This is a genomic window from Mycolicibacterium nivoides (assembly GCF_003855255.1).
GTDB lineage: Bacteria > Actinomycetota > Actinomycetes > Mycobacteriales > Mycobacteriaceae > Mycobacterium > Mycobacterium nivoides.
The window spans coordinates 688,543-713,869 of sequence record NZ_CP034072.1 but is presented as its reverse complement, the minus strand read 5'-3'; the positions used below and the strand labels follow the sequence as shown (position 1 = coordinate 713,869).

Sequence of the window (25,327 nt, the reverse complement as noted above, 5' to 3'; positions counted from 1 at the left end):
CTGCCACCGGAAAGGACCGTCGGGTGCGTGTAGTCGTCATGGGGTGCGGCCGGGTCGGCGCCTCCCTCGCAGACAGCCTGGCCCGCATCGGCCACGAGGTCGCGGTCATCGACCGCGACAGCACCGCTTTCCACCGGCTCTCCCCGGAGTTCACCGGCGAGCGCGTGCTCGGGATGGGCTTCGATCGCGATGTGCTGCTGCGCGCCGGAATCGAAGAGGCCGGCGCCTTCGCAGCGGTCTCCTCGGGCGACAACTCCAACATCATCTCGGCCCGGGTGGCCCGCGAGACATTCGGTGTCGAGCGCGTGGTGGCGCGCATCTACGACGCCAAGCGTGCCGCGGTCTACGAGCGGCTGGGCATCCCCACCGTGGCCACGGTGCCGTGGACCACCGATCGTCTGCTCAACGTGCTGACCAGGGAGACCGAGACCACCAAGTGGCGCGACCCCTCGGGCAACGTGGGCGTGGCCGAACTTCCGCTGCACCAGGATTGGGCCGGGCACCTGGTCACCGATCTGGAGGTCGCCACGGGCGGCCGGGTGGCCTTCATGATCCGGTTCGGCAACGGCTACCTGCCCGAACCGAAGTCCGTGATCCAGGCCGGCGACCAGGTGTACGTGGCCGCCGTGTCCGGGCACATCGCCGAAGCGCTGGCCATCGCGGCGTTGCCGCCCAGCGAGGACTTGGAGTCTCACTGATGAAAGTTGCCATCGCCGGGGCCGGGGCCGTGGGGCGCTCGATCGCCCGCGAGTTGCTCGACAGCGATCACGACGTGACGCTGCTGGAGCGCAATCCCGACCATATTGACGTCGACGCCATCCCGGCCGCCCACTGGCGGCTCGGTGACGCCTGCGAGCTCAGCCTGATGGAGTCGGTCAAGCTCGAGGAATTCGACGTGGTGATCGCGGCGACCGGTGACGACAAGGTCAACGTCGTGGTCAGCCTGCTGGCCAAAACCGAGTTCGCGGTTCCCCGGGTGGTGGCCCGCGTCAACGACCCCCGCAACGAGTGGCTGTTCGACGAGAACTGGGGTGTGGATGTGGCGGTTTCGACACCGCGCATGCTCGCCTCGCTCGTCGAGGAGGCCGTCGCGGTCGGCGATCTGGTGCGCCTGATGGAGTTCCGTAAAGGGCAGGCCAACCTCGTCGAGATCACGCTGCCCGACGACACCCCGTGGGGCGGGCGTCCCGTCAAGCGCCTCGATCTGCCCCGTGACACCGCTCTCGTGACGATCCTGCGTGGCGCCAGGGTGATCGTGCCCGAGTCCGATGAGCCCCTCGAGGGTGGCGACGAGCTGTTGTTCGTGGCCGTCACGGAGTCCGAGGACGAACTGCGCGAACTGCTGCTGCGTCCGGCGCCGCGCTAGCTGTACTGCCCAGGCAGGTTGGCTAGCCCGCTGCTGTATCGCGCTCGACCGGCGCTGCGGCGTCCTGGGCGTGTACGGCGCGCTGCGCGGCCCGGATGGCCAGGTAGGTCACCAACGCGGCGACAGCGGTCAGCGGCCAGCCCATCGCGATACGCGCGAAACCCAGCCAGCCGGTCTGGTCGGAGTCATAGAGGTACTGCTGAACCAGGAATCGCGACGCGAACACCGCGACCCAGGTGAGCGTGGCGACGTCGAAGGCCACAACGGCCCGACGGACATCGCGCCAGGCCCGGTCGTGTGAATTCACCCAGCCCCAGATGTAGCCCACCAGCGGGCGCCGGATCACCACCGACACCCCGAACACCACGGCATAGATCAGCGAGCTCCAGATGCCAAGCAGGAAATAGCCTTTCGACTCCCCCACCAGATAGGCGATGAGTGCGCTGACCCCGACCGCGAAGAATCCCGACACCGCGGGCTGAATGGAATCGCGGCGGATCAACCGCCAGATCAGGATCAGGGTCGCCACGCCGAGTGCGGCGGCGATCGCCGGCAACAGCCCGAACGCCGTTGACACCGGGACGAAAACCACCACCGGCAGCGACGAATAGATCAGGCCGCTGATGCCGCCCATCTGGTCGAGCACGGCCCGTCCGCCACCATGGGCAGGGGTCGGCGCCGGCTCACTCTCGGATCGCGGGGGCGCGTTGTTGTCGGGCTGACTCACTTCTGGATTTCGTAGCGGGGGTTGTAGATCGCCTTGGCGCCGTTCTCCAGCTTGCCGACCCGGCCGTGCACCCGCAGGGTGCGGCCGGACTCGATACCCGGGATGCGGCGCTGCCCCAGCCACACCAGCAACACCGTGTCGGTACCGTCGAACAGTTCGGCTTTGATGCCGCCGGAACACCCCTTGCCGTTACATTCGACGCTGCGCAGGGTGCCGACCATCGTCACTTCCTGGCCGCGCTGAGCATCGATCGCCTTGAGCGCGCCGGTATTGGCGGCTTCGTCGCTGAGCTCTTCGACATCGAGCTGTTCGGGGTCTTCCGTCAGGCGTCGCGTAAGCCGGCGCAGATACCCTTCGGCCGTAGCCATGGCCTCTCCTGACCTTCTGCAGATCCACTGTGAATCCGCCCAACCAAGGCCACGGTAGACCTCTTGCACGGGGAATGCCACGTGGGGTGTGGGTCGGCACGCCGACGATTTGACGGGGCAGGCACGATCGTGTGATGAGCGTCATTCTGCGCGGTGTCCCAACCGTTCTGCTGCCCGGCACCGGGTCCGACGACAACTACGTCTACCGGGCGTTTTCGGGTGCACTGCACGCCGCCGAGGCTCTGGTGGTGACCCCGCCACCGACTCCGGACCGGCTTGTCGAGGGTTACCTGCACGCGCTGGACGACGCGGCCCGATCGGGCCCGATCGCCGTCGGCGGAGTGTCCATCGGGGCCGTCGTGGCGCTCCGGTGGGCATTGGACCATCCCGGCCACACGGTGGCGGTGCTGGCCGCCCTGCCGCCCTGGACGGGCTCCTCCCAGCACGCCCCCGCCGCACTGTTGGCCCGGCAATCGGCGGACCTGTTGCGCCGCGATGGGCTGGCGGCCACAGTCGCGCAGATGCGTGCCTCCAGCCCGCCGTGGCTGGCCGACGAACTCGCCCGCTCCTGGGTGGGCCAGTGGCCGACGTTGCCCGATGCGATGGAGGAAGCCTCGGGTTACCGCGCACCCGGCAGTGCCGAACTCGAACAGCTCCGGGTGCCCATGGGCGTCGCGGTGGCGACCGACGATCCGGTGCATCCGGCCGAGGTCGGCTACGAATGGGTGGCCGCGGCACCGCAGGCGGCGTTGCGGTCGGTCACCCTCGAACAGATGGGGCTCGACACCGGCGTGCTGGGTGCCGCCTGCGTGGCGGCCCTGCACGAGGCCGCCAGCGACACCGTCGCAGGCTGATGCGCGGGTGTACTACCCGCCGGTGATGGTGCGCAGCTGCTGCATCGCCGAGCCCTGCTCACTGCGGCGCGCCACCGGCTCGGCCGGAGGCTGATCCTGCGGCAACGCCTGAGTGGCAGCGGCGAGCTGCTGGGCGGCCTGCTGCACCGCGGCCTGCTGCGCTGCGGCGCGCAGTTGGGCCGCCATCGGCTCGGGCAGCTCCACCTGCAGTGGCGTGCGCACCGGCAGCGGTGTCTCACCGCGACGAATCACGGTGTCGGCCAATGATGCCCGCGCCTCGGCGGCCAGCGCGTCGATGGTCTCGGGGGCACCGTTGACCACGCAGCGCACCATCCAGCGGTAGCCGTCGACGCCGATGAAGCGCACCACTCCACCGTTGCCCGCGCCGACCACCTCGCGGCCCCACGGGCCGTCCTGGATGTTCACCGAGCTGGCGTCCTTGCGCAGCGACTCGGCGAGCTCGCCGGCCACCTCACGCCACAGGCCCGCGCTCTTGGGCGCGGCGTAGGCGGCGATGGTGAACCGCCCGTTCGGGGTCACCACCCACACCGCGCTGGGCGCCCCGGCCTCGTTCAGCTCGACCTGGACCTGCCCGCCATCGGGCATGGGGATCAGCACCGAGCCGAGGTCGAGCCTGCCCTGCACCGCGACCGCGGGATCGTCGAAGTCCTCGATGTCGAACGGGCCCTGGTCGGAATCCTCGTCGACATCATCGGCCACGTCCGCTGAGGACGACTGGTCGGCGACCAGCTCGTCATCGTTCCGACCGGCCGAATCGTCAGCCGAATCCTTGCTCTTGCGTTTTCCGAATGCCATCACAAACTCGCATGTCCGCCGGAGGAACCGTGGCCGCCTTCGCCACGGGAGGTGTCAGCCAGGCCCGCCTCGTCGAACGAGGTCACCTCGACCAACTCGGGCAGTTCTACCCGCTGTACCAACAGCTGGGCAATCCGGTCACCGCGGTTGATCACGATCGGCGTGTCGGGATCGAGGTTGATCAGCGAGACCTTGATCTCGCCGCGATAACCGGCGTCTACGGTGCCCGGACTATTGACGATCGAAAGTCCCACGCGTGCAGCCAAACCCGAACGCGGATGGATCAATCCCACCATTCCGTACGGAATGGCCACGGCGACTCCGGTGGGCACGAGCTCCCGTTGCCCGGGGGCCAGCTCGACATCACGCGCGCTGTAGAGGTCTACGCCCGCGTCCCCATCGTGCGCCCGGCTGGGCATCGGTAGTTCGCGGTCCAATCGGACGACCGCCAGAGAGGTGGACACGACGTCACAGATTACTCTGAGCCCCGTGTCAGACACGCGCGCAACCGCCCAAAGCGTTCACTACCGCGAACGTTTGTGGGTGCCGTGGTGGTGGTCGCTGCCGGCTGCGGTGCTGGCAGGGGTCATCGCGTTCGAGATCGGCCTGGCCGCGCCGGCCATTCCGGCGTGGTTGCCGTACCTGCTGCTCTTCGGCGTGGCGGGGGCTGTGCTGATGTGGTTCAGCAAGACCGAATTGAAGGTCGTGCGCCACAGCGGTGGCGACACCGAGTTGTGGGTCGGTGACGCACACCTGCCGACGAGCGTCATCTCCCGGACCGCAGAGGTGCCGCGGTCCGCCAAGTCCGCCGCGCTGGGTCGCCAACTCGATCCCGCCGCCTACGTCGTCCACCGGGCCTGGGTGGGCCCGATGGTGCTGGTGGTGCTCGACGATCCGGATGATCCCACCCCGTACTGGCTCATCAGTTCCCGCCATCCGGATCGTGTCCTCGGTGCGCTCCGCGGCTGAGCCGCGAATCTAACTGCAGCGGCTGAGCCGCCGTCAGGCGGCGCAGTCCGTGCAGATCATCACGCCGTTCTTCTCGCTTGCCAGCCGGCTGCGGTGATGCACCAGAAAACAGCTGGAGCACGTGAACTCGTCGGCCTGCTTCGGGACCACCCGTACCGACAATTCCTCGCCGGACAGGTCTGCGCCCGGCAGCTCGAACGACTCCGCCGTTTCTGTTTCGTCGACATCCACCACCGCGGACTGCGCCTCGTTGCGACGCGCCTTGAGCTCCTCCAGCGAATCCTCAGAAACCTCGTCTGCTTCGGAACGCCGTGGAGCGTCGTAGTCGGTAGCCATCGTCTGTGTCCCCTCCCTTACCTTGCAGCAGAGCTTTGTACCAGCGTCGAACGCATTCCCCAAATGATTCGTGCCCGTATTGCCACACGTTTCAGTGTGATTTACATCACACTACCGTCTGAGCTCTACTGCGTCAGCGAACACCATTGCCCTTAGAGTGCAGGTGTGGTCGCGCAAATCACCGATGGCACCGCCTTCGACCGTCACGGTCGACCCTTCCGTCGGCGCAGTTTCGTTCCGGGCATTGTGCTCTTCGTCGCACTCGCTGTGGTGACGATGATCGTCTGGATCATCGCCCTCAATCAGCCCGCCGATGTGCACGAGGCCACGGTCTGCAACAACCCGCCGGCCACCGATCCGGCCGCCCCGAAGCTGGGTGAGCAGGTGGCCAGTTCGGCGATGACCGAAGTCACGCCGGCACCGCTGGCCGAGACCAGGATCCGGGTGCTCAACGCCAGCGGCCAGGGCGGCCAGGCCGGCGAGGTGGCCGGGGCCCTGCGCGATCTCGGCTTCGCCCAGCCCGAGGCGGCGAACGACCCGATCTACGCCAGCACGCGGCTGGAATGCCAGGGCCAGATCCGGTTCGGCCCGTCCGGCCGCACAGCCGCCGCAGCGGTGTGGCTGGTGGCTCCGTGCACCGAGCTGTTCCAGGACGAAAGGCCGGACGCCACAGTCGATCTGGCGCTCGGCACCGAGTTCAGCGAACTCACCAGCAACGACGATATCAAGGCCGTGCTGGCCAGCCTGCGCCCCGACGCCACCGCACCGTCGGATTCCGCACTGCTGTCAAAGATCCATACCGGCACCTGCTAGCGCCTCGTGCAGGGCGTCGGCGATGCCCGGCGCCGACGCCGCCGCGTACTCGGCACCGGGAGCGGTCGGCAGCCACACCGTCGCCCCGGCCTCGGCGGCGATCAGCGCCGCCGCTGCCCAGTCCCAGACCTGCACACCGTCTTCGTAGTAGGCGTCCAGCCGGCCCGCTGCCACCATGCACAGATCGAGCGCGCACGAGCCGATGCGGCGCACGTCGCGCACCGAGGGCAGCACCTGGGCCAGCACCCCGGCCTGCCGCGCCCGGTGGGTTGGGGCGTAGGCGAACCCGGTACCCAGCAGCGCCATGGACAGATCCTCGACGCGGGAGCACCGCAGCTGCGTGCGCACCCCGTCCCGCACCACTTCGGCACCGTGCCCCAGGGCGGCCGAGTAGACCTCGCCGGCAGGAACATTCGCCACGGCCCCGGCCACCGACCGTCCGTCGTACTGCGCGGCCACCGATACCGCGTAGGCCGGGATCCCGTAGACGAAGTTGACCGTGCCGTCGATCGGGTCGAGCACCCAGCTCAGTCCCGGGCGGTCGTCCTGCTGACCGCCCTCCTCCTCCCCCAGAATGGCCTCTGCGGGCCGCAACACCGCCAGCCGCTCACGCAGCCACCGCTCGGTTTCGGTGTCGACGATCGTGACGGGGTCGGTCGGGGTGCTCTTGGATCTGACAGTCCGCACATCGTCACGTACCCCGGCGCCGAACACCTCGGCGCGACGGCGCGAGACGAACTCGGCGGCTTCGGTGGCCAGTTGCTCGGCCACGGCACGCAAGGCGGGAGCATCGAAACTGTTGTCGGTCACGGCCCTATCGCAACATCTTCTGACCGAAAAGTCGCTTCGCAGTGGATGGCAGACCAGCCGCGGGTGCGATGTTCACCGACTAGGGTGGGGACGCGCCTTGGTTTGTCCCTCATCCTGTCCGACAGCCTCACCGCCTGTCCCACAAAGGAGCACCCATGACCGCACCCGACGCATCCGCGGCAGATCCGGTTTCCCCCGCCGACGCGCAACACCGCGGATTCGGCGTCGACGTCGGCGGCAGCGGGATCAAGGGCGGCATCGTCGACCTGGACACCGGGCAGCTCATCGGCGAGCGGTTCAAGCTCGACACGCCGCAGCCGTCGACGCCCGACTCGGTGGCCAAAACGGTGGCTGCGGTGGTGGCCGAGTTCGGCTGGACCGGCAGCGTGGGCGTCACCTACCCGGGCGTCGTCACCGACGGCATCGTGCGCACCGCCGCCAATGTCGACAAGGGCTGGATCGGGGTGAACGCCGCCGAGGTGATCAGCGCCGCGCTCGGCGGGCAGCCGGTGCGCGTGCTCAACGACGCCGACGCGGCAGGCCTTGCCGAGGAGCGTTACGGGGCGGGCAAGGACAACAGCGGCGTCGTGGTCCTGCTGACCTTCGGCACGGGCATCGGCTCCGCGGTGATCCACAACGGTGTGCTGTTGCCCAACACCGAATTTGGCCACCTGCAGGTGGAAGGCAAGGAAGCCGAACACCGCGCCGCGTCCTCGGTCAAGGAACGCAAGGAGTGGAGTTACGCGCGGTGGAGCGAAGAGGTGAACAAGGTTCTGGTGACGATCGAGAACGCGATCTGGCCGGACCTGTTCATCGCGGGTGGCGGCATCAGCCGTAAGTCCGACAAGTGGCTTCCCCTGCTGAAGATCCGCACCCCGATCGTCCCGGCGGCGTTGCTCAACACGGCAGGCATCGTGGGTGCGGCCATGGCCAGTCAGGATCCGGGGCCCACCGGCACGCAACCTACCGCCGGGTAACTTTGCCGCTTTCGGTCGGTCACGTGGCGAAATTTGCCGCTCGGCACGGTGAACACCCACACTGTCGTTACAATGGTCCTCGGCGGCCGCCTACCGAATAGCGGTGAATATCCCAGCCGATAAGAACGCCAACATTCGATAGCAGACGCTTTCGGTGGAGTATGCCCATGCCCACCGAGAATTTCGCGAGACCGAAAGGGTGTACGTGGCAGCGACAAAGGCAAGCCCGGCGACCGACGAGCCGGTGAAGCGCACCGCTACCAAGACTCCCGCCAAGAAGGCCCCGGCCAAGCGGGCAGCCAAGAGCACCGCGGCCAAGGCCGAGGGCGGTACCGCCACCAAGCGCGCCCCCGCCAAGAAGGCCACGAAGGCCGCGGCGGGCAAGCCCGAAGACGTCAACGACGATCTGGAGACCACCGACGATCTCGAAGCCGAGCCCGGCGACGTGCTCGACGTCGACGACGCCGACCTCGAGCTCGACGAGGAACTCGACACCGACGACGAGGTCGAAGATTCCGCCGACGACGAGGACGAGGACGACGCCGAGGAAGGCGAGAGCAAGGACGCCAAGGCCGCCGCGCCGGCCAAAGCGGCCAAGGCCGACGAGGAACACCCCGAGCCGTCCGAGAAGGACAAGGCCTCCGGCGACTTCGTGTGGGACGAGGAAGAGTCCGAGGCGCTGCGGCAGGCACGCAAAGACGCCGAGCTGACGGCTTCGGCCGACTCGGTCCGCGCCTACCTCAAGCAGATCGGCAAGGTCGCCCTGCTCAACGCCGAGGAAGAGGTCGAGCTCGCCAAGCGCATCGAGGCCGGGCTGTTCGCCACCCAGAAGATGGCCGAGTTCGCCGAGAAGGGCGAGAAGCTCACCACCCAGGTGCGACGCGACTACCAGTGGATCTGCCGCGACGGCGATCGCGCGAAAAACCATCTGCTGGAAGCCAACCTGCGTCTGGTGGTGTCGCTGGCCAAGCGCTACACCGGCCGCGGCATGGCGTTCCTCGACCTGATCCAGGAAGGCAACCTGGGCCTGATCCGCGCGGTCGAGAAGTTCGACTACACCAAGGGCTACAAGTTCTCGACGTACGCCACCTGGTGGATCCGCCAGGCCATCACCCGCGCCATGGCCGACCAGGCCCGCACCATCCGTATCCCGGTGCACATGGTCGAGGTGATCAACAAGCTCGGCCGCATCCAGCGTGAGCTGCTGCAGGACCTGGGTCGCGAACCCACGCCCGAAGAGCTGGCCAAGGAAATGGACATCACGCCGGAGAAGGTGCTGGAGATCCAGCAGTACGCGCGTGAGCCCATCTCGCTGGACCAGACCATCGGCGACGAGGGCGACAGCCAGCTCGGTGACTTCATCGAGGATTCCGAGGCCGTGGTGGCCGTCGACGCGGTGTCCTTCACCCTGCTGCAGGATCAGCTGCAGTCGGTGCTGGAGACGCTCTCCGAGCGCGAGGCCGGCGTGGTGCGGCTGCGGTTCGGCCTGACCGACGGTCAGCCCCGCACGCTCGACGAGATCGGTCAGGTCTACGGCGTCACCCGTGAGCGCATCCGCCAGATCGAGTCCAAGACCATGAGCAAGCTGCGGCACCCCAGCCGCTCGCAGGTTCTGCGCGACTACCTCGACTAGCACCCGGCCCGGTCCGGGCCGCCACGTGCCACAACGAGATTGGCCCCCTCCGTCTGACGGAGGGGGCCAATTTCTTACCGCAGGCGACGGGCATCTACACCGGCCGGTCTGCGCTCATCAGCTGTCCGAATCGGCGGAGGCCTTCTCGGAACCGGCGGTGTCACGCGAAGCGCTTGGCGCGCCCGCAGTCTCGGACACCTTCTTGGCGGCACCGGTGATGCCGCCAAGGGAGGACTTCACCGTCGACCTGAGCTGATCGGCGGTGTCGGACAGCGCGGTACGAACCTGTTCGCCGGCACGCTTGGCATCGGTGAAAGCCTTGCCGGGCCTGACCATGTTGCCGGCGGTCAGGTCGCTCGCACCGTTGCCCCGCACCGAGGAGGTGACCTTCTGGGTCACGTTGTCGCGGCCGGAACCGGCCGATTCCGGCGTGTCCTTCGGATCTGGCACCACAGCGTCCAGTGGCTTCAGCAGGTCCGTGGCCGAACCCGTGTCCGGGACGATGTTCTTGACCGTTTCGGACACCTTGTCGGTGAGATCCGGCACCGGATCGGAATCCGGATTGCGCGCCTGATCGATGGTCTTGCCGACCCGCTTGATGACCTCGGCATTGATCGCACGGTTGAACTTGGCCACCGAGAAGGAGGCATCGGCCACGCTGCGGTTGATCGCCGTCGCAACCTTGATCACGTCACCGGTGGCGAATGAATCCGTCACCTGCTTCATGGCGGCCTCGAGCTGGCGGGTCAGTGTCCGCATCTGCACCCCGACCTCGTGCCCGAAGGTCGGCTCGGGGCTGAACCGCTGGCCGTTCCAGTCCACCAATGTCCAGCCGTCCTCGGGGTTTCCCTCGATGACGACGTAGTCGGTGTTGCCCAGTGCGTGCTGGCTCAGCAGCATGCCCTTCTCCGCCAGGGTCAGGTTCTTGGCGTTCATCATGGTCCAGAACATGATGGTGCCGCCGTGCGAGAACACGACCGCGTTGCGGTCGCCCTTGTCGTACATGGTCTTCAACGCGCCGTCGACACGCGCGTCGAACTCGTTGCCGTCGATCGACCCCGGGATGCGTGCGCCGAGCTGACCGGCGAACGCCCAGGCGATCGGAGACTGGAGATAACCACCCAGTGCACCGCTCTCGGGTGTGCCCTCGTAGTCACCCGCCTCGATCTCCTGCAGGCCGGGCAGCACCTGGATCGGCAAACCCAGATAGGCCGACATCGGTTCTGCGGTCTGCTGGGTACGGATCATCTGCGACGCATAGATGGCGTCATAGTTGTTGTCCCCCAGCTTGTCGGCCACCGCCTGGGCCTGCTCTCGCCCCAGCGGGGTGAGCGACGGACCCGGCGTCGAGGTGTCGATGTTCCCCGACGTGTTGCCCGCGGACTGACCGTGGCGCACGAAGGTGACCCGCATGTTCTCGGCGGCCCATGCGGGCAGCACGGACATCACGAAGAAGCCGAAGGCGGTCAGCACGATGCCGAGGGCTCTCCATGTCGTTCTCGAACGACGACGCACAGCGGGTACGGCGCCGTTGTCGAACTTGCTATGTCGGTCCATTTCCTCTCCATCTGTCAGGTTGTCGAGCACGCCGCAGTGGCGGCTCAGGTTGCCCGGCCGAATGCGACTCCCCGACTGTGGATTTCGCCGAGAGCCGCTCGGTGTGTCGACCGCCTCACTGGGCCGGGCCATGTGATGGTCCGCACTCGCGGTGCGACGGGGACCCGCAATCTCGCTCAGCGGTACAAAACGAGTCCCAATCGTGCTGGCCGAGAGCCGGATCCCGTGAATCCCGCTGCGCGGAACACACAGACCCGGGCCGGCGCCGGCGTGGTTTGGTGAGCCAAAGGACCCGTTGCCGTGTGCGGACAACCCGACGAACAGGTGGAGATGACAGTCGATCCGGAGATCGCAGAACTGCTGCCCGTACTGAATACCGGTTTCCCTGCCGTCGAGACGATGAGCGGCGCCGAGGCCAGGGCCGCCGTGCGGTCCCGGTATCGGGCACCGGACCGTCCGCAGCCGATCGATGCGGTCGAGCAGCGGACGATACCGGGTCCCGGGAGCGATGTTCCCGTCCGGATCTACTGGCCGGAAACGTCTTCCGGTGCCCCGGCACCCGTGGTGCTGTTCGCGCACGGCGGTGGATTCGTGTTCTGCGACCTCGACACCCACGACGACCTGTGCCGGGACCTGTGCAACGGCATCGGTGCGGTGGTGGTGTCCGTCGACTACCGGCTGGCACCCGAAGCGCGTTGGCCTGCCGCGGCCGACGACGTGTACGCCGCGTTGTGCTGGGTTGCTCGTACGGCCGGTGAACTCGGCGCCGACGCGTCTCAGATCGTTGTCGCGGGCGACAGCGCAGGCGGAAATCTCGCCGCCGTCACCGCGATCCTCGCCCGCGATCGCGGCGGTCCGGACATCGCGTGCCAGGCACTGCTGTATCCGGTGATCGCCGCGGATCTCGACACCGAGTCCTACCGCCGGTTCGAGGCGGGCTACTACAACACCCGCGCCGCCATGGCGTGGTACTGGGACCAGTACGTTCCGGACGCGGGCGACCGCAGCCACCCCCATGCGTCGCCGCTGCGGGCGGATCTGTCGGGGCTGCCGGCCGCAGTGGTGATCACCGCGGGTTTCGACCCGCTGCACTCCGAAGGCGAAGACTATGCCGAAGCGCTGGCGGCCCAGGGGGTTCCGGTGGTGCACCGGAGTTACCCCGGCGCCATCCACGGGTTCATGACCATGCCGGCGCTGACCCTGGCCGGTACCGCCAGGCGGCAGGTGTGCGCCGACATCCGGGCGGTGCTGGGCGGTGACGGCTGACCGACGCTATGCGGTCAGATCCTGGTGGATGTCGAAGCCCTTGTAGCCCGCCGCCGCGACATCGGCGATGATCTCGCCGTACACGCCGAAGCCGCCGACGAACGGCATGAACACCCGCGGCTTACCCGGGATGTTCGCCCCGAGGTACCACGAATTGGCCTGCGGCATAAGCGTTTCGGCGGCACGCCGGGTACATTCGGCCACCCACTCGGCTGCGGCGTCCTCACGCGCCTCGATCGCCGGAGCGCTCCGGGCGTCGAGGAAGGCGATCGCATCGGCGACCCAGTTCAGGTGTAACTCCGAGTGCAGCACCATGTTGGCCAGCACCGAGGGGGCGCCGGGACCGGCGATGTTGAAAAGGTTCGGGAAGCCCGGGACACCGAGACCGAGGTAGGTCGCGGGCCCTTCCGCCCACGCCTCGTTCAGCGTCCTGCCACCCCGGCCCACCACGTTGAGCTTCTGGACCGATCCGGTCATCGCGTCGAACCCGGTCGCCAGCACGAGAGCGTCGAGATCGTAGTGCGCCTCGGTGGTGTCGAGGCCGGATGCGTCGATCCGCTCGATCGGAGTGGCCCGCAGATTCACCAACGAGACGTTATCCCGGTTGAAGGTCTGGAAGTAGTTGTCGTCGGTGCAGATTCGCTTGGCGCCGATCGGATGATCCTTCGGGATCAACACGTCGGCGACCGCGGGATCGTCGATCACGGCCCGCACCTTCTGCTCCCAGAACAGCCGTGCGGTGTCGTTGGCCTCGATGGTGACCAGCTGGTCCGGGAAGGCCTTGGAGAACAGCACACCGCCCAGTTCCCAGCGCCGCTCGTAGGTCTGCCGCAGTTCCTCGGCGGAGACGTCCAGGGCGGACTCGGGGTGAGGCTGATGCGGTGAGCCGCCCCCGCTGAGCATCGAGAGCCTGCGCCGCTCGGCATACCCGGCTTTCTGGGCGGCGCGCGTTTCATCGTCGAGCGGAATGTTGCCGGCCGGCACGCTGTAGTTCGGGGTGCGCTGGAAGACGTAGAGCTGTGCGGCTTCCTTCGCGATGTGCGGGATCGCCTGGATGCCCGAGGATCCTGTGCCGATCACGCCGACCCGCTTGCCGGTGAAATCAACGCCTTCGTGCGGCCAGTGCGCGGTGTGGTAGACCTCGCCCGCGAACGAATCGAGGCCCTCGATCGCCGGGATGTTCGCGTTCGACAACGGCCCGACCGCCAGGATGCAGAACCGCGCGGACACGACGTCACCGCGGTCGGTGCGGACCTCCCAGCGCAGCGTCTTCTCATCGAGCACCATGTCGGTCACGCGGGTTTCGAAGGAGATGTCGCGCCGCAGGTCGAACCGGTCGGCCACGTGGTTGAGGTAGGCCAGGATCTCCGGCTGGGTGGCGTACTTCTCGGTCCAGTTCCACTCCTGCTCAAGGGCGGAGTCGAACGAGTAGGAATAGTCGACGCTCTCCACGTCGCAGCGCGCGCCCGGATAGCGGTTCCAGTACCAGACTCCGCCCACCCCGGCGGCGGCCTCGAACACCCGCACCGAAAGGCCTTGCCTGCGAAGGCGATGCAGTGCGTACAGCCCAGCGAAACCGGCTCCCACCACGACCACATCCACCGCGGCGGATTTGTCGGCGGTACCTGACGGAGCTGGCTGGGCTGTCACATCGTTGCCTTTCGATTCATGATTCGGCTCGTCACGTTACGAACCGGAGAGCGCAGCGGACAGCCGTTGTCTCACTCACCGGTACTAGGCGGCATCGTCGCAGCACTGCCCCACCCATTCCCGCTGAATGAGACTTTCCGCCACGCCACCACCGTGACGAATATCGTTGCGTTCATCCACCGCGGCGCTGCGGCCAGGATCCATCCTGACTCCGGCCCGGGTTTTACCCTGAAAGGAAATTGTTGGGATGCAAGCAGATTCGGACAGCTTGTCGGATGTCGTAGCGGTCGTCACCGGCGGCGCACGTGGCCTCGGCGCATCGTTCGCCCGGCACATCGTCGCGCGTGGCGGCAAGGTGGTGATCTCCGACGTGCTCGACGAGGACGGCGCCGCGCTGGCCGCCGAGCTCGGTGCCGACGCCCGCTACGTCCACCTCGACGTGACCGATGCGGCGCAGTGGCAATCCGCGGTCGAGCTGACCCTGGCGGAGTTCGGCACTCTGAACGGCCTGGTGAACAACGCGGGCATCTCGACCGGCCAGTTCATCGAGCACGAGCCGCTGGACCACTTCCGCACCGTGCTCGAGATCAACCTGGTCGGCGTCTTCAACGGCCTTCAGGCGGTCATCGCGCCGATGCGCGCAGCGGGTGGGGGTTCCATCGTCAACATCTCCTCGGCCGCCGGCCTGATGGGCCTGGCGCTGACCGCCGGGTACGGCGCATCCAAGTGGGGTGTGCGCGGCCTGAGCAAGATCGCCGCCGTGGAACTGGCACCCGACCGGATCCGGGTGAACTCGGTGCATCCCGGCATGACCTACACGCCGATGACCGCACAGATCGGCATCGCACAGGGTGAGGGCAACTACCCCAACACCCCGATGGGCCGTGTCGGCGAGGCCGACGAGATCGCCGGCGCAGTCGGCTACCTGCTCTCCGGCGCCTCCACCTACGTCACCGGCGCGGAGATCGCCGTCGACGGCGGCTGGACCGCCGGTCCGACCGTGAAATACGTGATGGGACAGTAATGGTCATGAATCGACTTGAGGGCCGCCGAATCCTGGTCACCGGCGCAGGATCCGGGATCGGACAGGCCACCGCGCTGCGACTGCTGGACGAGGGTGCCGCGGTCGTCGGCGCCGACATCTCCGCCGAGGGCCTGGAAACCACCCGGCAGAGCGCACAGGAGGCCGGCACCGCAGACCGCCTCACCGCGCTGACGATGGACATCGGCGATGAGGCGTCGGTGGTCGACGGCGCGCGTGCCGCAGTCGAGACGCTGGGCGGGCTCGATGCAGTGGTGAACGCCGCGGGCATGCTGCGCGCGGTGCACACCCACGAGATGAGCCTGCAGGCGTGGAACCAGATCATCACCGTCAATCTCACGGGGACGTTCCTGGTGATCCGCGAGACTCTGCCGGCACTGCTGGAGAATCCGCAGAGTGCGATCGTGAACTTCAGTTCGACGTCGGCGGCGTTCGCCCATCCGTACATGGCGGCCTATGCGGCCAGCAAGGGCGGCATCCAGGCAATGACCCATGCGCTTGCCCTGGAGTACGGCAAGCAGGGCCTGCGGGCGGTCAGCGTGGCGCCGGGCAGTATCAAGTCCGGAATCACCGACGCCACACCGGGACTCGTTCCCGCCGACAGCGACTGGTCGTTGTTCGCCAAGTTGTCGCCGATCATGCCGACCAACCTGGCCTCCGGCGGTGCCGGGATGGGTGCCCCGTCCGCGGTCGCGGGCGTCATCGCGATGCTGGTATCCGACGACGGTGCGTTCATCAGCGGCACCGAGATCCGGATCGACGGCGGAACGCACGCCTGATCACAGGTGACGAAAACGGTGGGCGGCGCTGACCTCAGCGCCGCCCACCGTTCTTCCGTGGAGCCGTCGGGCTACGGGGCCACGGCCTTCGACTCGCCGACGACCGTCGCGAGACCGACGTGGGCATCCCGCCACAACCGCTGCACCGGGCTGTTGCGGCGCAGGGCCTCAACGCTTGAGTGGCAGACGATCTCATCGATCGCACGCACCGCCCGGCGAGCCGCGGCGATCTGGTCGCGGCGTGCACGTGCCCGCATACCCGGGTCGATCGGCCCGTCCAGCACCCGGTTGAACGACGCCGTGAGCGTGTCGAGCAGCGCCAGCCGCGACGCCCGGATCTCGGCGGCGGCGTGTTCGGAGACCGGACCCTCTGAGCCCACCGCGTCGACGTGGTGGGCCAGCGCACCCTCGGCCATGCCGATCACCGCGGCCGTGATTCCCAGCGGTGCAATGGTACTGAGCGGAATGTGGTAGATGGGATTGCGCAGGCCCGCGCGTCCCGCCGCGGTGCCGTCGACGATGCTGTTGTGGTTCAGCAACCGATGTCCCGGGATGAACGCGTCATCGATCGCGATGCTCTTGCTTCCGGTACCGATCAACCCGATCGCATCCCAGGATTCCTCGACGATGCTCAGATCCGACCGCGGCACAAGCGAATACCCGAGTCCGTCGGTATCCCCCGTACCCACCACACGGGCGCCGACGACCACCCACTCGCAGTGGTCGATCGCCGCGACCGACCGCCACTCGCCGGAAAGGCGATAGCCGCCGTCGACAGGCAGGAGCACCCCGGCAGGCGTGTGCGCCGAGGCGATCCAGACGTCGGGATCCGCCTCCCACACCTCGTCGCGCAGACGACGGTCGGCCGAGGCCAATGCCCATGGCGGCACGCCGACCGAACCGGCGACCCAGCCCGCCGAGCCGTCCAGCCGGGCGATCTCGAGCACCGCCTCGGCGAAGTCGCCGGGATGGGTCTCGATCCCGCCGAACTCCTCGGGCTGCAGCATGTGCATCACCCCGCACTCTCGCAGCGCGTCGACCGTCCGGTTGTCGAGCCGGCCGAGCTTCTCGTTGACGGGCCCGAGTGCCTGTATCCGATCGGCATTGTCATTGATGCCGTCGAGAACGTCCCTGGTCATTTCAACACCACGCATCCAAAACTCCCTTGTCGCGCATCGCGTGCCGACCCTCATGGTCGGGTACTTGTGTCATGTGCTTGCGGCGCGATCCCGCTGAGTGAGATGGTGGGTGACCCATTGCTCGACGTCCGAGGGGGCGCAGGTGCCGGCATCCGCCAGTGACGCGACGTCACGACCACGCGCCGAACAGCGCGACACGGCCGTATCGATGGTGGACCGTGTCGCCCTGATCCTCAACGTCTTCGACGAACCGGGCAAGCACCTGCGGCTGGACCAGGTCGCCGGCCGGACGGGACTGCCCCGGTCCTCGGTGCACCGGATTCTCAAACAGTTGCACAGCGCCGGGCTCCTGCAGCACCGTCCCGACGGCTACGCGCTGGCCGCCTCCCCGCTGCCGGTGACCCGGATGGTGGACCATTCGCAGCTGCGCAGCGTGGCATCCTCCACCCTGTCCCGCCTGCATGCCGACACCGGACTGGTGGTGCACCTCGGGGTGCTGTTCGGCGGTGACGTCGTCTACCTCGACAAGGTGGCCGGCCGCAACAGCGCGGTGGTGCCCACCCGCGTCGCCGGGCACACCCCCGCGCACGCCAGCGCCCTGGGAAAGACCATGCTGGCCCAGCTGCCCGCCGAGGAGGTGGACGCAGTCCTGGGGCCACGGCTGACCCGGTCGACGCGGTCCACCATCGGTGATCTGGAGACCCTGCACCGGGAACTGGCCCGGATCCGCTCGCGGCACGGCCTGGCCTACGACAACGAGGAACTGGCGATCGGGCTGACCAGCGTGGCGGCCCCGCTGCGCTCTGCCGACGGCGAGGTGGCGGGCCTGTCCCTGACCGGTGCGGTCCCGTTGCACCGCCTGCAGCGGACCGCCCCGTTCGTGATCCGCGCGGCCCGGCACATTTCCCAGCAACTCGGCGCCGGCCGGGATGCCACGTCGGCGGCCCCGTCCCAGGCGCAGGCCACCGACAACCTCCTGTCCCGCGTGCTGCGGACGCTCACCTCCGACGCGTGGGTCTGACGCCACGACTACCAGAGGATCTCGTCGACCTCCATGCCGAACGAGTGGCGACCGACGAGTGCCAGCACCTGCTCCACATTGCTGGCAACGTGGGTCTGCGCGGTCTGGACGTCGCGCCACACCCGCTCCACCAGCGGGTCCTCGGTATCGCGGCCGCCCGAGTGCGCGATGAACGTCCGGATCGCCGCGACGGCGCGTTCGGAGGCCAGCACCTGGTCCCGGCGCGATCGCAGTACCAGGTCGCTGCCCGGGGCGCGGTCGGCACGCGCGGACTCGATCAGGTCGCCGAGGTTGCGTTCGATCTGGGCGACCGACAACTCGAGGTCGCTGCACGCCATGGCCACCGGCTCGACCGATGAGCCGGCCCGGGGCCGCAACGCCGAGAGGATGTTCTCGGCCGCACCGAGCAGGGGAACCGTGCCGGTGTGGGTGTACATGGTCGGTTGCGGCAGCCGGTACAGCGGAGCCAGTGTGCCGAGCTGCTCGCCGCTGACCCAGCCGAACGTCCGGTATCGCGGAACCACCGCACCCGAGACGACGACATCGTGAGCGCCGATACCGCGCAATCCCACGCTGTTCCAACTCGATTCCACGACGAAGTCGGCTCGCGGCACCAGGGCCACCAGGAAATCCTGGGCCGCACCGTCCTCTCCGACCAGCACCGCGGCAGCCATGAGCCATGACGCGTGCAGGATTCCGGTGCACCGGCTCCACCGGCCGGACAACCGGAATTCGTCGCCGACCCGTTCGAGCCGGCCCGTCGGGGCATACGACTCGCAGAGCAGGGTCCGCGGGTCCCGCCCCCACACATCGCGCTGGGCACGCTCGTCGAACAAAGAAAGATGCCAGGTGTTGACCCCCAACCACCCGGCCAGCCAGCCGGTGGAGGTACACGCCGCGGACAGGTCGCGGGTGACCGCCAGGTACTCGGCCGGGTCGGCTTCCATCCCGCCGAACGCCTTGGGCCGCAGCATCGCAAAGAAACCCGCATCGTGCAGATCGCTGATCACCGACGGGTCGACGGCCCCGGTGCGGTCGACATCGGCAGCGGCGTCGGCGATCGCCGGCAGTGCCTGACCCACCGCAGCGCGCACATTCTGCGTCATCAGTGCCGCCCTGTCCTTCCCGTCCGGTATGTCACCATCGTGGATACCATTCGTCACCCCTCCCAGGAGGTCATATGGCCGAGCCGCCCGGTGCACCCGGTACCGATCCCGGTGTCTCGGCTGCTGAATCGATTGCCGTCCTGCGCGATTCGGAATCGTGCCGGTTGCTGCAGCCGGTCCGCTTCGGCGGGCGCGCGGCCTCCCGGTCGGCCTCGGTGGTGTCCGGCTTCATCGCGGCGGTGGCCGACCTCGCCGAGCGCGACGGATCGGGCGGGTGGTTCGCCGCGGCCGTCAATACCTCGGCCTATCGGGTTGCGAGCCTGGGCGATGCTGCTGCCGAACGCGTATGGGGCGCCGACACCGGCGCCCTCGTCGCCGCCTGCGAGGAGCCGGCGGGACTGTTGACCGCCGAGGCCGGACAGTTTCGGTTGACGGGCCGCTGGGAGTCGGTGACCGGTGCGCTGTGCGCGGACTGGCTGCTGCTGAGCGCCCTGGACGGGGACTCGGTCCGGTGCGTCCTTCTCCCCCGGGACACGGTGCGGGTAGACCAACAGGCCGGCCTGCGCGGCCTGGATGCCGCCGGAATCGGCGACGTCGCGGTGTCCGATGCGCTCGTCGACACACAGGCCGTGTTCGAGAGTCCCGACGACAGCTCTTGTGCCACGGGAGAATTCGATGATGCCGGGCCTCCCTACGGGATTCTCGCCGGAGTCGCGCGCACTGCCGCCGTCGTCGGCGCGGCCTCCGGCGTGTGGCAGGCACACGTCGGCCAGGTCCGCCGCCGACTGGCCACCTCGTACGGCAGCGAGGACACGACCGAACTGACGGCTTCGGCGGTACTGGTGGCCAAGGCGGAGTCGGACATCGACGCCGCGCGGCTGCAACTCGTCGCGGCGCTGAGCGCCGACGCTGCCGGCGCCGCGACAGCGCTGCGCCAGGCCGTCACCCGCGCTCGCAACGCCGCCGACCAACTGTTGAGCAGCGGCAGCCGGCACGCGCTGGACGCGACGGATCCGGTGGCCCGCCTGTGGCTCGACGTCCTAGCCGGATACCGCCTGACGATCCGACGGATCGGCGGGGACCTCAACGCCGGCTGAGTTCGCCCGCGCTGACAGCTCGGCCAGCGCTTGCGGCACCCGGTCGGCGATCCCGTACGGGTCCGACACCTGATCACCACAGGTCAGCACACAGATCGCCATCTCGTCGCGATAGCTCCATCCGGTGAAATTCAATCCCATCGGGAACACGATCGGCCCCGAGGAGATGAGCTGTTCGATCGGCGCACCGCCCCAGTACAGGGTGTTCTGCGGGCCGCGCATGTTGGACGCGATCAGGCTGAACATCGGGCGCCGCTTCATCTTGGCCCCGAGGATCGGCAACACCCGCGAGTACAACCAGAACAGCGGCCAGTACTCCATCCAGTCGTGCTGCAGCCAGGCGTCGCGCTCGGCCTGCACCTCACGCGCGGTGCGGGTCGCCGAGGCGACGGCGGCCAATCGCTCCACCGGATCGGCGATGTGGGTCGCGAGGTCGACGTTCCAGCGCGCCACCTTGTTGCCCCACTCGGCTTCGGTTTCGTCCGGGCGCATCGACACGGGCACCACGGCGGTCATGCTCTCGTCGGTGAGCTGTCCGTTCTCGGCCAGGTAGTCGCGCAGCGCCCCACCGCAGATGGTGAGGAAAACGTCGTTGATGGTGACGCCGAACGCTTTCGACACCCGCTTGATCTCTGTCACGTCGCAGCGCCGGTAGGCGAATCGGCGGCTGGCCGAGAACGGTTCGTTGAAGGGCATGGCCGGTGCGGCGAAAGCTTCTGCGTAACCGGGCTTTCCGGCCTTCTGACGGCGGCGGATCACCCCGGTGACCGCCGCGGTGCGGGCGATGATGCTCGGGAAACGTGCCAGTGCCGCGATCTGGTGGCGCAGCACGCGCGGCCACCAGAGCCACGGGGCCGGGCGGCGCTCGTTCGGCAACGGCGTCGACCGCGGCTGCGGCAACGGCGTCTGCGGGTCCGCGCTGTAGAGGGTTTCCAGTAGCCGCAGTGAGGCGGTGCCGTCGGCGACGGCATGGTGAATCTTGAGCACCAGCGCGACGCGCCCGTCGGCCAGGCCCTCGACGTACCACAGCTGCCAGGCCGGCCGACCGCGATCCAGCGCCACCTCGAAGATCTCGCCGATGGTCGCGGCGAGCTCCTCGTCTCCGCCGGGTGCGGGCGCGGTGGTCCGCTGCAGATGATGCTCGATGTCGATCTGCGGCCGCGAAACCCACCACGGCCGGCCGAACCCCACTCGCGGGGACAGCAACTGCCACTGCATGGGCTCGATCTGATCGACCCAGCCCTGCACGGCGGTCTTGAGGCGGTCGAACGTGAGCGGTTCGGACATCTGGCTCGGGTCGAGCACGACGGCCTTCATCGTGTGCTGCGGTTGGACGGAGCTCTCCCATGCCAGGAAGCTGTTGTCCTCACCCTTCAAACGCCGCATTCTCAACCTCGCTTGTCCGGCCGCCATTACGGCTCTTTCTGTGGCTGCCATCACTCTTATCCAAACGTGTGTCCCAGTAGACAAGCTGTCCCGCCCAGCGAGACTGCGTGGCTCGTGGCCGGCTCGGTGCGCCGTACGGTTTGCGCCATGAAGCGAGCTATTCCGCGCCCTGCCGGCCTCGTCGCCAGGGTCAATCGACTCCGGGTGGTCGCCCGCAGCGTCGCCGTGCTCCGCGAGTCAGGCCTGTCCGGCGGGGCCGCCGACGGCATCCGGCAGGCCAAGCTGGTCCGCCGGTTCGGGGGCTTCGCCGCCGTGATCGAGAGCGCCGCAACCCGCGATCCCAATGCCATCGCCATCACCGACGAATGGGGCGATGTGACGTTCGCCCAACTCAACGACCGGGTGAATGCACTTGCCCGGGCCTGGAACTCACGCGGTATCGGCGCGGGCGCGGTGATCGCGGCGCTGTGCCGGGATCACCGAGGGCTGGTCACCATCCTGGCCGCCGCCGGCAAGGTCGGGGCGCAGCTGCTGCTGATGAACACCGGCTTCGCCAAGCCGCAGCTCGCGGATGTCGCGGCTCGCGAGAAGGTCAACGTATTGATCTACGACGAGGAGTTCACCGACCTGGTGAGCGCCATCGATCCGGGGGTTCGGCGCTTCCTGGCGTGGACCGATGAACGCTCGACAGCCGATGTCGAGGGGTCGCTGGAGGGCCTGATCGCCGCCACCTCACCCGCGCCGGTGGCCGCACCCGCCAAGCCGGGTGGCATGACGCTGCTGACCAGCGGCACCACGGGCACGCCCAAGGGCGCCCCGCGCGGCAAGACCTCTCCCCTGTTCTCGGCGCAGCTGTTGGACCGGGTGCCGCGGCGCCGCGGCCAGACCTGCATGCTGGCCGCGCCGATGTTCCACGGCACCGGGCTCGGCCAGGCGGTGCTGTCGCTGGCGCTGGGCAACCGCCTGGTCCTGCGGCGCAAGTTCAACCCCGAGGAAACGCTGCGCGCGGTCCAGAACCACGGCTGCGACGTGCTGGTCGTGGTGCCCACGATGCTGCAGCGAATCCTGGCGCTGCCCAAGGATGTTCGCGATCGCTACGACACGTCGTCGCTCAAGATCATCTTCGTCTCGGGCTCGGCCATGCCACCCGACCTGGTCGAGCGCACCCTCGCCGAATTCGGTCCGGTGCTCTACAACCTGTACGGCTCAACCGAACTCGCGGTCATGACCGTCGCGATGCCCGAGGACCTGCTGCACGATCCGCGGACCGCGGGCCGGGCGCCGGTCGGGTGTGCGGTGCGTCTGTACGACTCGCAGGGTGTGCAGATCACCGAGCCGGGAGTGATCGGCCGGGTTTTCGCCGGCAGCGACGTGAGCTTCGCCGGCTATACCGACGGCCGCACCAAGGAGTCGATCGACGGACTGCAGAGCAGCGGCGACGTCGGCCACTTCGACGACACCGGCCGGCTCTACATCGACGGCCGCGACGACGACATGGTGATCTGCGGTGGCGAGAACGTCTATCCGCTGGAGGTCGAGAACCTGATCACCAGCCACCCAGAGGTCGACGAGGTGGCGGTGATCGGGGTCAGCGACGACGATTTCGGCCAACGGCTCAACGCCTATGTGGTGCTGATCGACGGAGCCACCCTGGCCCCCGATGACATCAGGGACTACGTGCGGGCGAACCTGGCCCGGTACAAGATCCCCCGGGACGTCGAGTTCCTGAGCAGGCTGCCCCGCAATGCCACCGGCAAGGTGCTGCGCGGCGAGCTGACCGGGGGTTCCAGGTGACCGGCTCACCCACGCCCGACGAGACCATGAAGCGCGAGGTCGCCGGACGGATGGGCGACGCGTTCGCCCCGATCCTCTCCGGCGGCAACGACCCCATCGCCGCCGCGGCCGAGGTGCGGGCCCGGCTCAAGGCCAGCCGCCGACCGGCCAGGCCCATGCAGGTGAGCAGCGTGGAAAACCGGGCCGTTCCCGGGCCTGCCTGCGACATCCCGGTGCGGATCTACCATCCGCTGGACCCCGCCGACTCCTGCATCGACACTGACGCCGGACTGCCCGTACTGGTCTATTTCCACGGCGGCGGGTTCGTCCTCTGCGACCTCGACTCCCACGACTCGTGCTGCCGCAGGCTCGCCAACGGCATCGGCGCGATTGTGATCTCGGTCGATTACCGGCTGGCACCGGAGCATCCCTATCCTGCCGCCGTCGAAGATGCCTGGGCCGCAACCGAATGGGCGGCTGCCCACGCCTCCGAGCTCGGCGGTGACCCGGCCCGGCTGGTGGTCGCGGGCGACAGCGCGGGCGGCAACCTGGCGGCGGTGGTGGCGATGACGGCCCGGGACCGCAGCGGACCGCCCATCGCATTCCAGGTGCTGATCTACCCGGTGGTCGACCAGCGCCGCAAGTCGTCGCTGTCCAGCCCGCACACCAAGAGCGGGGTGCTGACCGCCGAGCACATGCAGTGGTTCACCGCGCAGTACCTCGGTGCCAGCGGCGCCCAGGCCGAGGTGTCGGCGTCGCCGATTCTCGGTGACATGACCGGGCTTCCGGATGGACACGTGCTGACCGGGGCGCTGGATCCGCTGTGCGAGGAGGGCGAGGAATACGCCCGCATGCTCGCCGCCGGCGGCGCGGAAGTCAGCGTCCGGCGCTACGAGCGCGGTTTCCACGGATTCTTCAACCTCGCCGATCACCTCCCCGCCGCGGCCGAGGCCACCGAAGACGTGTGCGCCGTCGTCCGCGAGGCCCTGTACGTCCCGAACCGAACAACGAAGACCACACCTGAAAACCATTGAAAGGCAACCCATGAAGCTTGCGAACACCCGCGCTCTGGTCACCGGCGCGAGCCGCGGACTGGGCAAGAGCATCGCCGAGGTGCTGGCCGCCCGCGGTGTCGACGTCGCCGTGGTGGCGCGTGATGCCGAGTCGCTCAACCTGCTCGCCAAGGAGATCGGCGGCAAGGCCTACCCCACCGACCTCACCGATCCCGCCGCCGTCGAGGCACTGCTGGACCAGGTCGAGGCCGACGGCCCGGTCGACATCCTGGTCAACAATGCCGGAATCGACCGGGTGGGCCTGTTCCCCGACGCCAGCGCCTCCGACGTGCAGAACCTCCTGCAGGTCAACCTCGCCGCGCCCCTGGAGCTGTGCCGACAGGCCATGCCTCGGATGGTGCGCCGGGGCCGCGGTCACATCGTGAACGTGTCGTCCTACGGGGCGATCGCGCAGGGTCCCGGCGTCACGTTGTACGGCACCTCCAAGGCCGGACTGAGCCATTTCACCGCAGGCATCCGCGCGGAGCTGCGGGGCAAGCCCGTGGGCACCACGCTCGTCCAGCTCGGCGAGGTGCGGACCGACATGATCGACCACATCCGGGAATTCACGCCCGCCCGCAAGACCATCGAGCGGTTCGAACGCCTGCGCATGCTGCCGTCGTCCGCGCTGGAGCCCGAGGTGGTGGCCACTGCCATCGCCGACGCCATCGAACGCAACAAGCGCCATGTCGTCATGCCGCGTCAGATCGTGGCCATGGCCAAGGTCACCGAGTTCCCCCGCCGGATGTCGGAGATCCTGCTGACCGGCATCGACCAGAACGAGAAGTAG

Annotated in this window: 26 protein-coding genes; 15 read left to right on the top strand and 11 right to left on the bottom strand. The window is 68.2% G+C overall.

Annotated elements, in window-relative coordinates:
• Positions 1–23: 23 nt before the first annotated feature.
• Positions 24–698, top strand: a complete 675-nt coding sequence (locus tag EH231_RS03555) for a potassium channel family protein (RefSeq protein WP_090425326.1) — start codon at positions 24–26, stop codon at positions 696–698.
• Positions 698–1,366, top strand: coding sequence for a potassium channel family protein (locus EH231_RS03550; RefSeq protein WP_044517885.1), 669 nt, complete (start codon positions 698–700; stop codon positions 1,364–1,366). Before EH231_RS03555 ends, EH231_RS03550 begins: the two co-directional genes overlap by 1 nt.
• 22 nt (positions 1,367–1,388) lie before the next feature.
• On the opposite strand, the gene EH231_RS03545 is transcribed toward EH231_RS03550, so the two are convergent.
• Positions 1,389–2,093: a DUF3159 domain-containing protein gene (locus tag EH231_RS03545; protein ID WP_420891950.1), complete on the bottom strand. Its 705-nt coding sequence runs from the start codon at positions 2,091–2,093 to the stop codon at positions 1,389–1,391.
• A complete protein-coding gene (locus tag EH231_RS03540) occupies positions 2,090–2,461 on the bottom strand; it encodes an OB-fold nucleic acid binding domain-containing protein (protein ID WP_090425325.1) in 372 nt (123 codons plus the stop codon). Before EH231_RS03540 ends, EH231_RS03545 begins: the two co-directional genes overlap by 4 nt.
• A 134-nt stretch (positions 2,462–2,595) precedes the next feature.
• On the opposite strand from EH231_RS03540, the gene EH231_RS03535 reads away from it, so the two are divergent.
• Positions 2,596–3,315, top strand: a complete 720-nt coding sequence (locus EH231_RS03535) for an alpha/beta fold hydrolase (RefSeq protein ID WP_164480758.1) — start codon at positions 2,596–2,598, stop codon at positions 3,313–3,315.
• A gap of 12 nt (positions 3,316–3,327) precedes the next feature.
• Here EH231_RS03535 and EH231_RS03530 read toward each other — a convergent pair whose 3' ends face one another.
• A complete protein-coding gene (locus tag EH231_RS03530) occupies positions 3,328–4,131 on the bottom strand; it encodes a DUF3710 domain-containing protein (protein ID WP_164480757.1) in 804 nt (267 codons plus the stop codon).
• Entirely contained in the window at positions 4,131–4,595 is a 465-nt protein-coding gene (dut, locus tag EH231_RS03525; protein ID WP_090425322.1) for a dUTP diphosphatase, read from the bottom strand. Before dut ends, EH231_RS03530 begins: the two co-directional genes overlap by 1 nt.
• Positions 4,596–4,620: 25 nt before the next feature.
• Between dut and EH231_RS03520 the strand changes: the two genes are divergently transcribed.
• Complete coding sequence (locus EH231_RS03520) at positions 4,621–5,100, top strand: DUF3093 domain-containing protein (protein WP_090425321.1); 480 nt, start codon at positions 4,621–4,623, stop codon at positions 5,098–5,100.
• 33 nt (positions 5,101–5,133) lie between these two features.
• Here the strand turns inward: EH231_RS03520 and EH231_RS03515 are convergent, their stop codons facing one another.
• On the bottom strand, positions 5,134–5,436 hold the full coding sequence (locus EH231_RS03515; RefSeq protein WP_029111033.1) for a DUF4193 domain-containing protein: 303 nt from the start codon (positions 5,434–5,436) through the stop codon (positions 5,134–5,136).
• A 165-nt stretch (positions 5,437–5,601) separates the two neighbouring features.
• On the opposite strand from EH231_RS03515, the gene cei reads away from it, so the two are divergent.
• Positions 5,602–6,249: an envelope integrity protein Cei gene (cei, locus tag EH231_RS03510; RefSeq protein ID WP_044517873.1), complete on the top strand. Its 648-nt coding sequence runs from the start codon at positions 5,602–5,604 to the stop codon at positions 6,247–6,249.
• Here cei and EH231_RS03505 read toward each other — a convergent pair.
• Positions 6,223–7,059 (bottom strand): inositol monophosphatase family protein, encoded by an 837-nt coding sequence (locus tag EH231_RS03505; RefSeq protein WP_124711882.1) that lies wholly within the window; start codon positions 7,057–7,059, stop codon positions 6,223–6,225. The genes cei and EH231_RS03505 overlap by 27 nt on opposite strands.
• Positions 7,060–7,214: 155 nt before the next feature.
• On the opposite strand from EH231_RS03505, the gene ppgK reads away from it, so the two are divergent.
• The gene (gene ppgK, locus EH231_RS03500) at positions 7,215–8,036 is read left to right on the top strand and encodes a polyphosphate--glucose phosphotransferase (protein WP_090425319.1); all 822 of its coding nucleotides are present in this window, start codon (positions 7,215–7,217) and stop codon (positions 8,034–8,036) included.
• A gap of 205 nt (positions 8,037–8,241) precedes the next feature.
• Entirely contained in the window at positions 8,242–9,669 is a 1,428-nt protein-coding gene (locus tag EH231_RS03495) for an RNA polymerase sigma factor (protein WP_124711881.1), read from the top strand.
• A 117-nt stretch (positions 9,670–9,786) separates the two neighbouring features.
• On the opposite strand, the gene EH231_RS03490 is transcribed toward EH231_RS03495, so the two are convergent.
• Positions 9,787–11,226, bottom strand: a complete 1,440-nt coding sequence (locus tag EH231_RS03490; RefSeq protein WP_241177875.1) for a histidine phosphatase family protein — start codon at positions 11,224–11,226, stop codon at positions 9,787–9,789.
• A gap of 330 nt (positions 11,227–11,556) precedes the next feature.
• On the opposite strand from EH231_RS03490, the gene EH231_RS03485 reads away from it, so the two are divergent.
• Positions 11,557–12,492: a LipP1 family hormone-sensitive lipase gene (locus tag EH231_RS03485; RefSeq protein ID WP_124714160.1), complete on the top strand. Its 936-nt coding sequence runs from the start codon at positions 11,557–11,559 to the stop codon at positions 12,490–12,492.
• A gap of 6 nt (positions 12,493–12,498) precedes the next feature.
• On the opposite strand, the gene EH231_RS03480 is transcribed toward EH231_RS03485, so the two are convergent.
• On the bottom strand, positions 12,499–14,142 hold the full coding sequence (locus tag EH231_RS03480) for a flavin-containing monooxygenase (protein WP_164480756.1): 1,644 nt from the start codon (positions 14,140–14,142) through the stop codon (positions 12,499–12,501).
• Between the two features lie 247 nt (positions 14,143–14,389).
• Here EH231_RS03480 and EH231_RS03475 point away from each other — a divergent pair, with 247 nt between their 5' ends.
• Entirely contained in the window at positions 14,390–15,166 is a 777-nt protein-coding gene (locus tag EH231_RS03475; RefSeq protein ID WP_090425317.1) for a glucose 1-dehydrogenase, read from the top strand.
• A gap of 5 nt (positions 15,167–15,171) precedes the next feature.
• On the top strand, positions 15,172–15,963 hold the full coding sequence (locus EH231_RS03470; RefSeq protein ID WP_124711880.1) for an SDR family NAD(P)-dependent oxidoreductase: 792 nt from the start codon (positions 15,172–15,174) through the stop codon (positions 15,961–15,963).
• A gap of 71 nt (positions 15,964–16,034) precedes the next feature.
• On the opposite strand, the gene EH231_RS03465 is transcribed toward EH231_RS03470, so the two are convergent.
• Positions 16,035–17,102 (bottom strand): acyl-CoA dehydrogenase family protein, encoded by a 1,068-nt coding sequence (locus tag EH231_RS03465; RefSeq protein WP_164480755.1) that lies wholly within the window; start codon positions 17,100–17,102, stop codon positions 16,035–16,037.
• Between the two features lie 142 nt (positions 17,103–17,244).
• Between EH231_RS03465 and EH231_RS03460 the strand changes: the two genes are divergently transcribed.
• Positions 17,245–18,123, top strand: coding sequence for an IclR family transcriptional regulator (locus tag EH231_RS03460; RefSeq protein WP_234927112.1), 879 nt, complete (start codon positions 17,245–17,247; stop codon positions 18,121–18,123).
• A gap of 8 nt (positions 18,124–18,131) precedes the next feature.
• Here the strand turns inward: EH231_RS03460 and EH231_RS03455 are convergent, their stop codons facing one another.
• On the bottom strand, positions 18,132–19,229 hold the full coding sequence (locus tag EH231_RS03455) for an acyl-CoA dehydrogenase family protein (RefSeq protein WP_090425314.1): 1,098 nt from the start codon (positions 19,227–19,229) through the stop codon (positions 18,132–18,134).
• Between the two features lie 74 nt (positions 19,230–19,303).
• On the opposite strand from EH231_RS03455, the gene EH231_RS03450 reads away from it, so the two are divergent.
• Complete coding sequence (locus EH231_RS03450) at positions 19,304–20,326, top strand: acyl-CoA dehydrogenase family protein (RefSeq protein WP_124711878.1); 1,023 nt, start codon at positions 19,304–19,306, stop codon at positions 20,324–20,326.
• Here the strand turns inward: EH231_RS03450 and EH231_RS03445 are convergent.
• A complete protein-coding gene (locus EH231_RS03445) occupies positions 20,270–21,712 on the bottom strand; it encodes a wax ester/triacylglycerol synthase family O-acyltransferase (RefSeq protein WP_124711877.1) in 1,443 nt (480 codons plus the stop codon). The genes EH231_RS03450 and EH231_RS03445 overlap by 57 nt on opposite strands.
• A gap of 147 nt (positions 21,713–21,859) precedes the next feature.
• Between EH231_RS03445 and EH231_RS03440 the strand changes: the two genes are divergently transcribed.
• From EH231_RS03440 to EH231_RS03430, 3 genes are read left to right on the top strand one after another with little or no spacing between them, the layout of a single operon-like run.
• Positions 21,860–23,506 carry an AMP-binding protein gene (locus tag EH231_RS03440; RefSeq protein WP_124711876.1) on the top strand — a complete coding sequence of 549 codons (1,647 nt, stop codon included), beginning with the start codon at positions 21,860–21,862 and terminating at the stop codon, positions 23,504–23,506.
• Positions 23,503–24,519, top strand: a complete 1,017-nt coding sequence (locus tag EH231_RS03435; protein ID WP_124711875.1) for an alpha/beta hydrolase — start codon at positions 23,503–23,505, stop codon at positions 24,517–24,519. Before EH231_RS03440 ends, EH231_RS03435 begins: the two co-directional genes overlap by 4 nt.
• Before the next feature lie 10 nt (positions 24,520–24,529).
• Positions 24,530–25,327: an SDR family NAD(P)-dependent oxidoreductase gene (locus tag EH231_RS03430; protein WP_044517860.1), complete on the top strand. Its 798-nt coding sequence runs from the start codon at positions 24,530–24,532 to the stop codon at positions 25,325–25,327.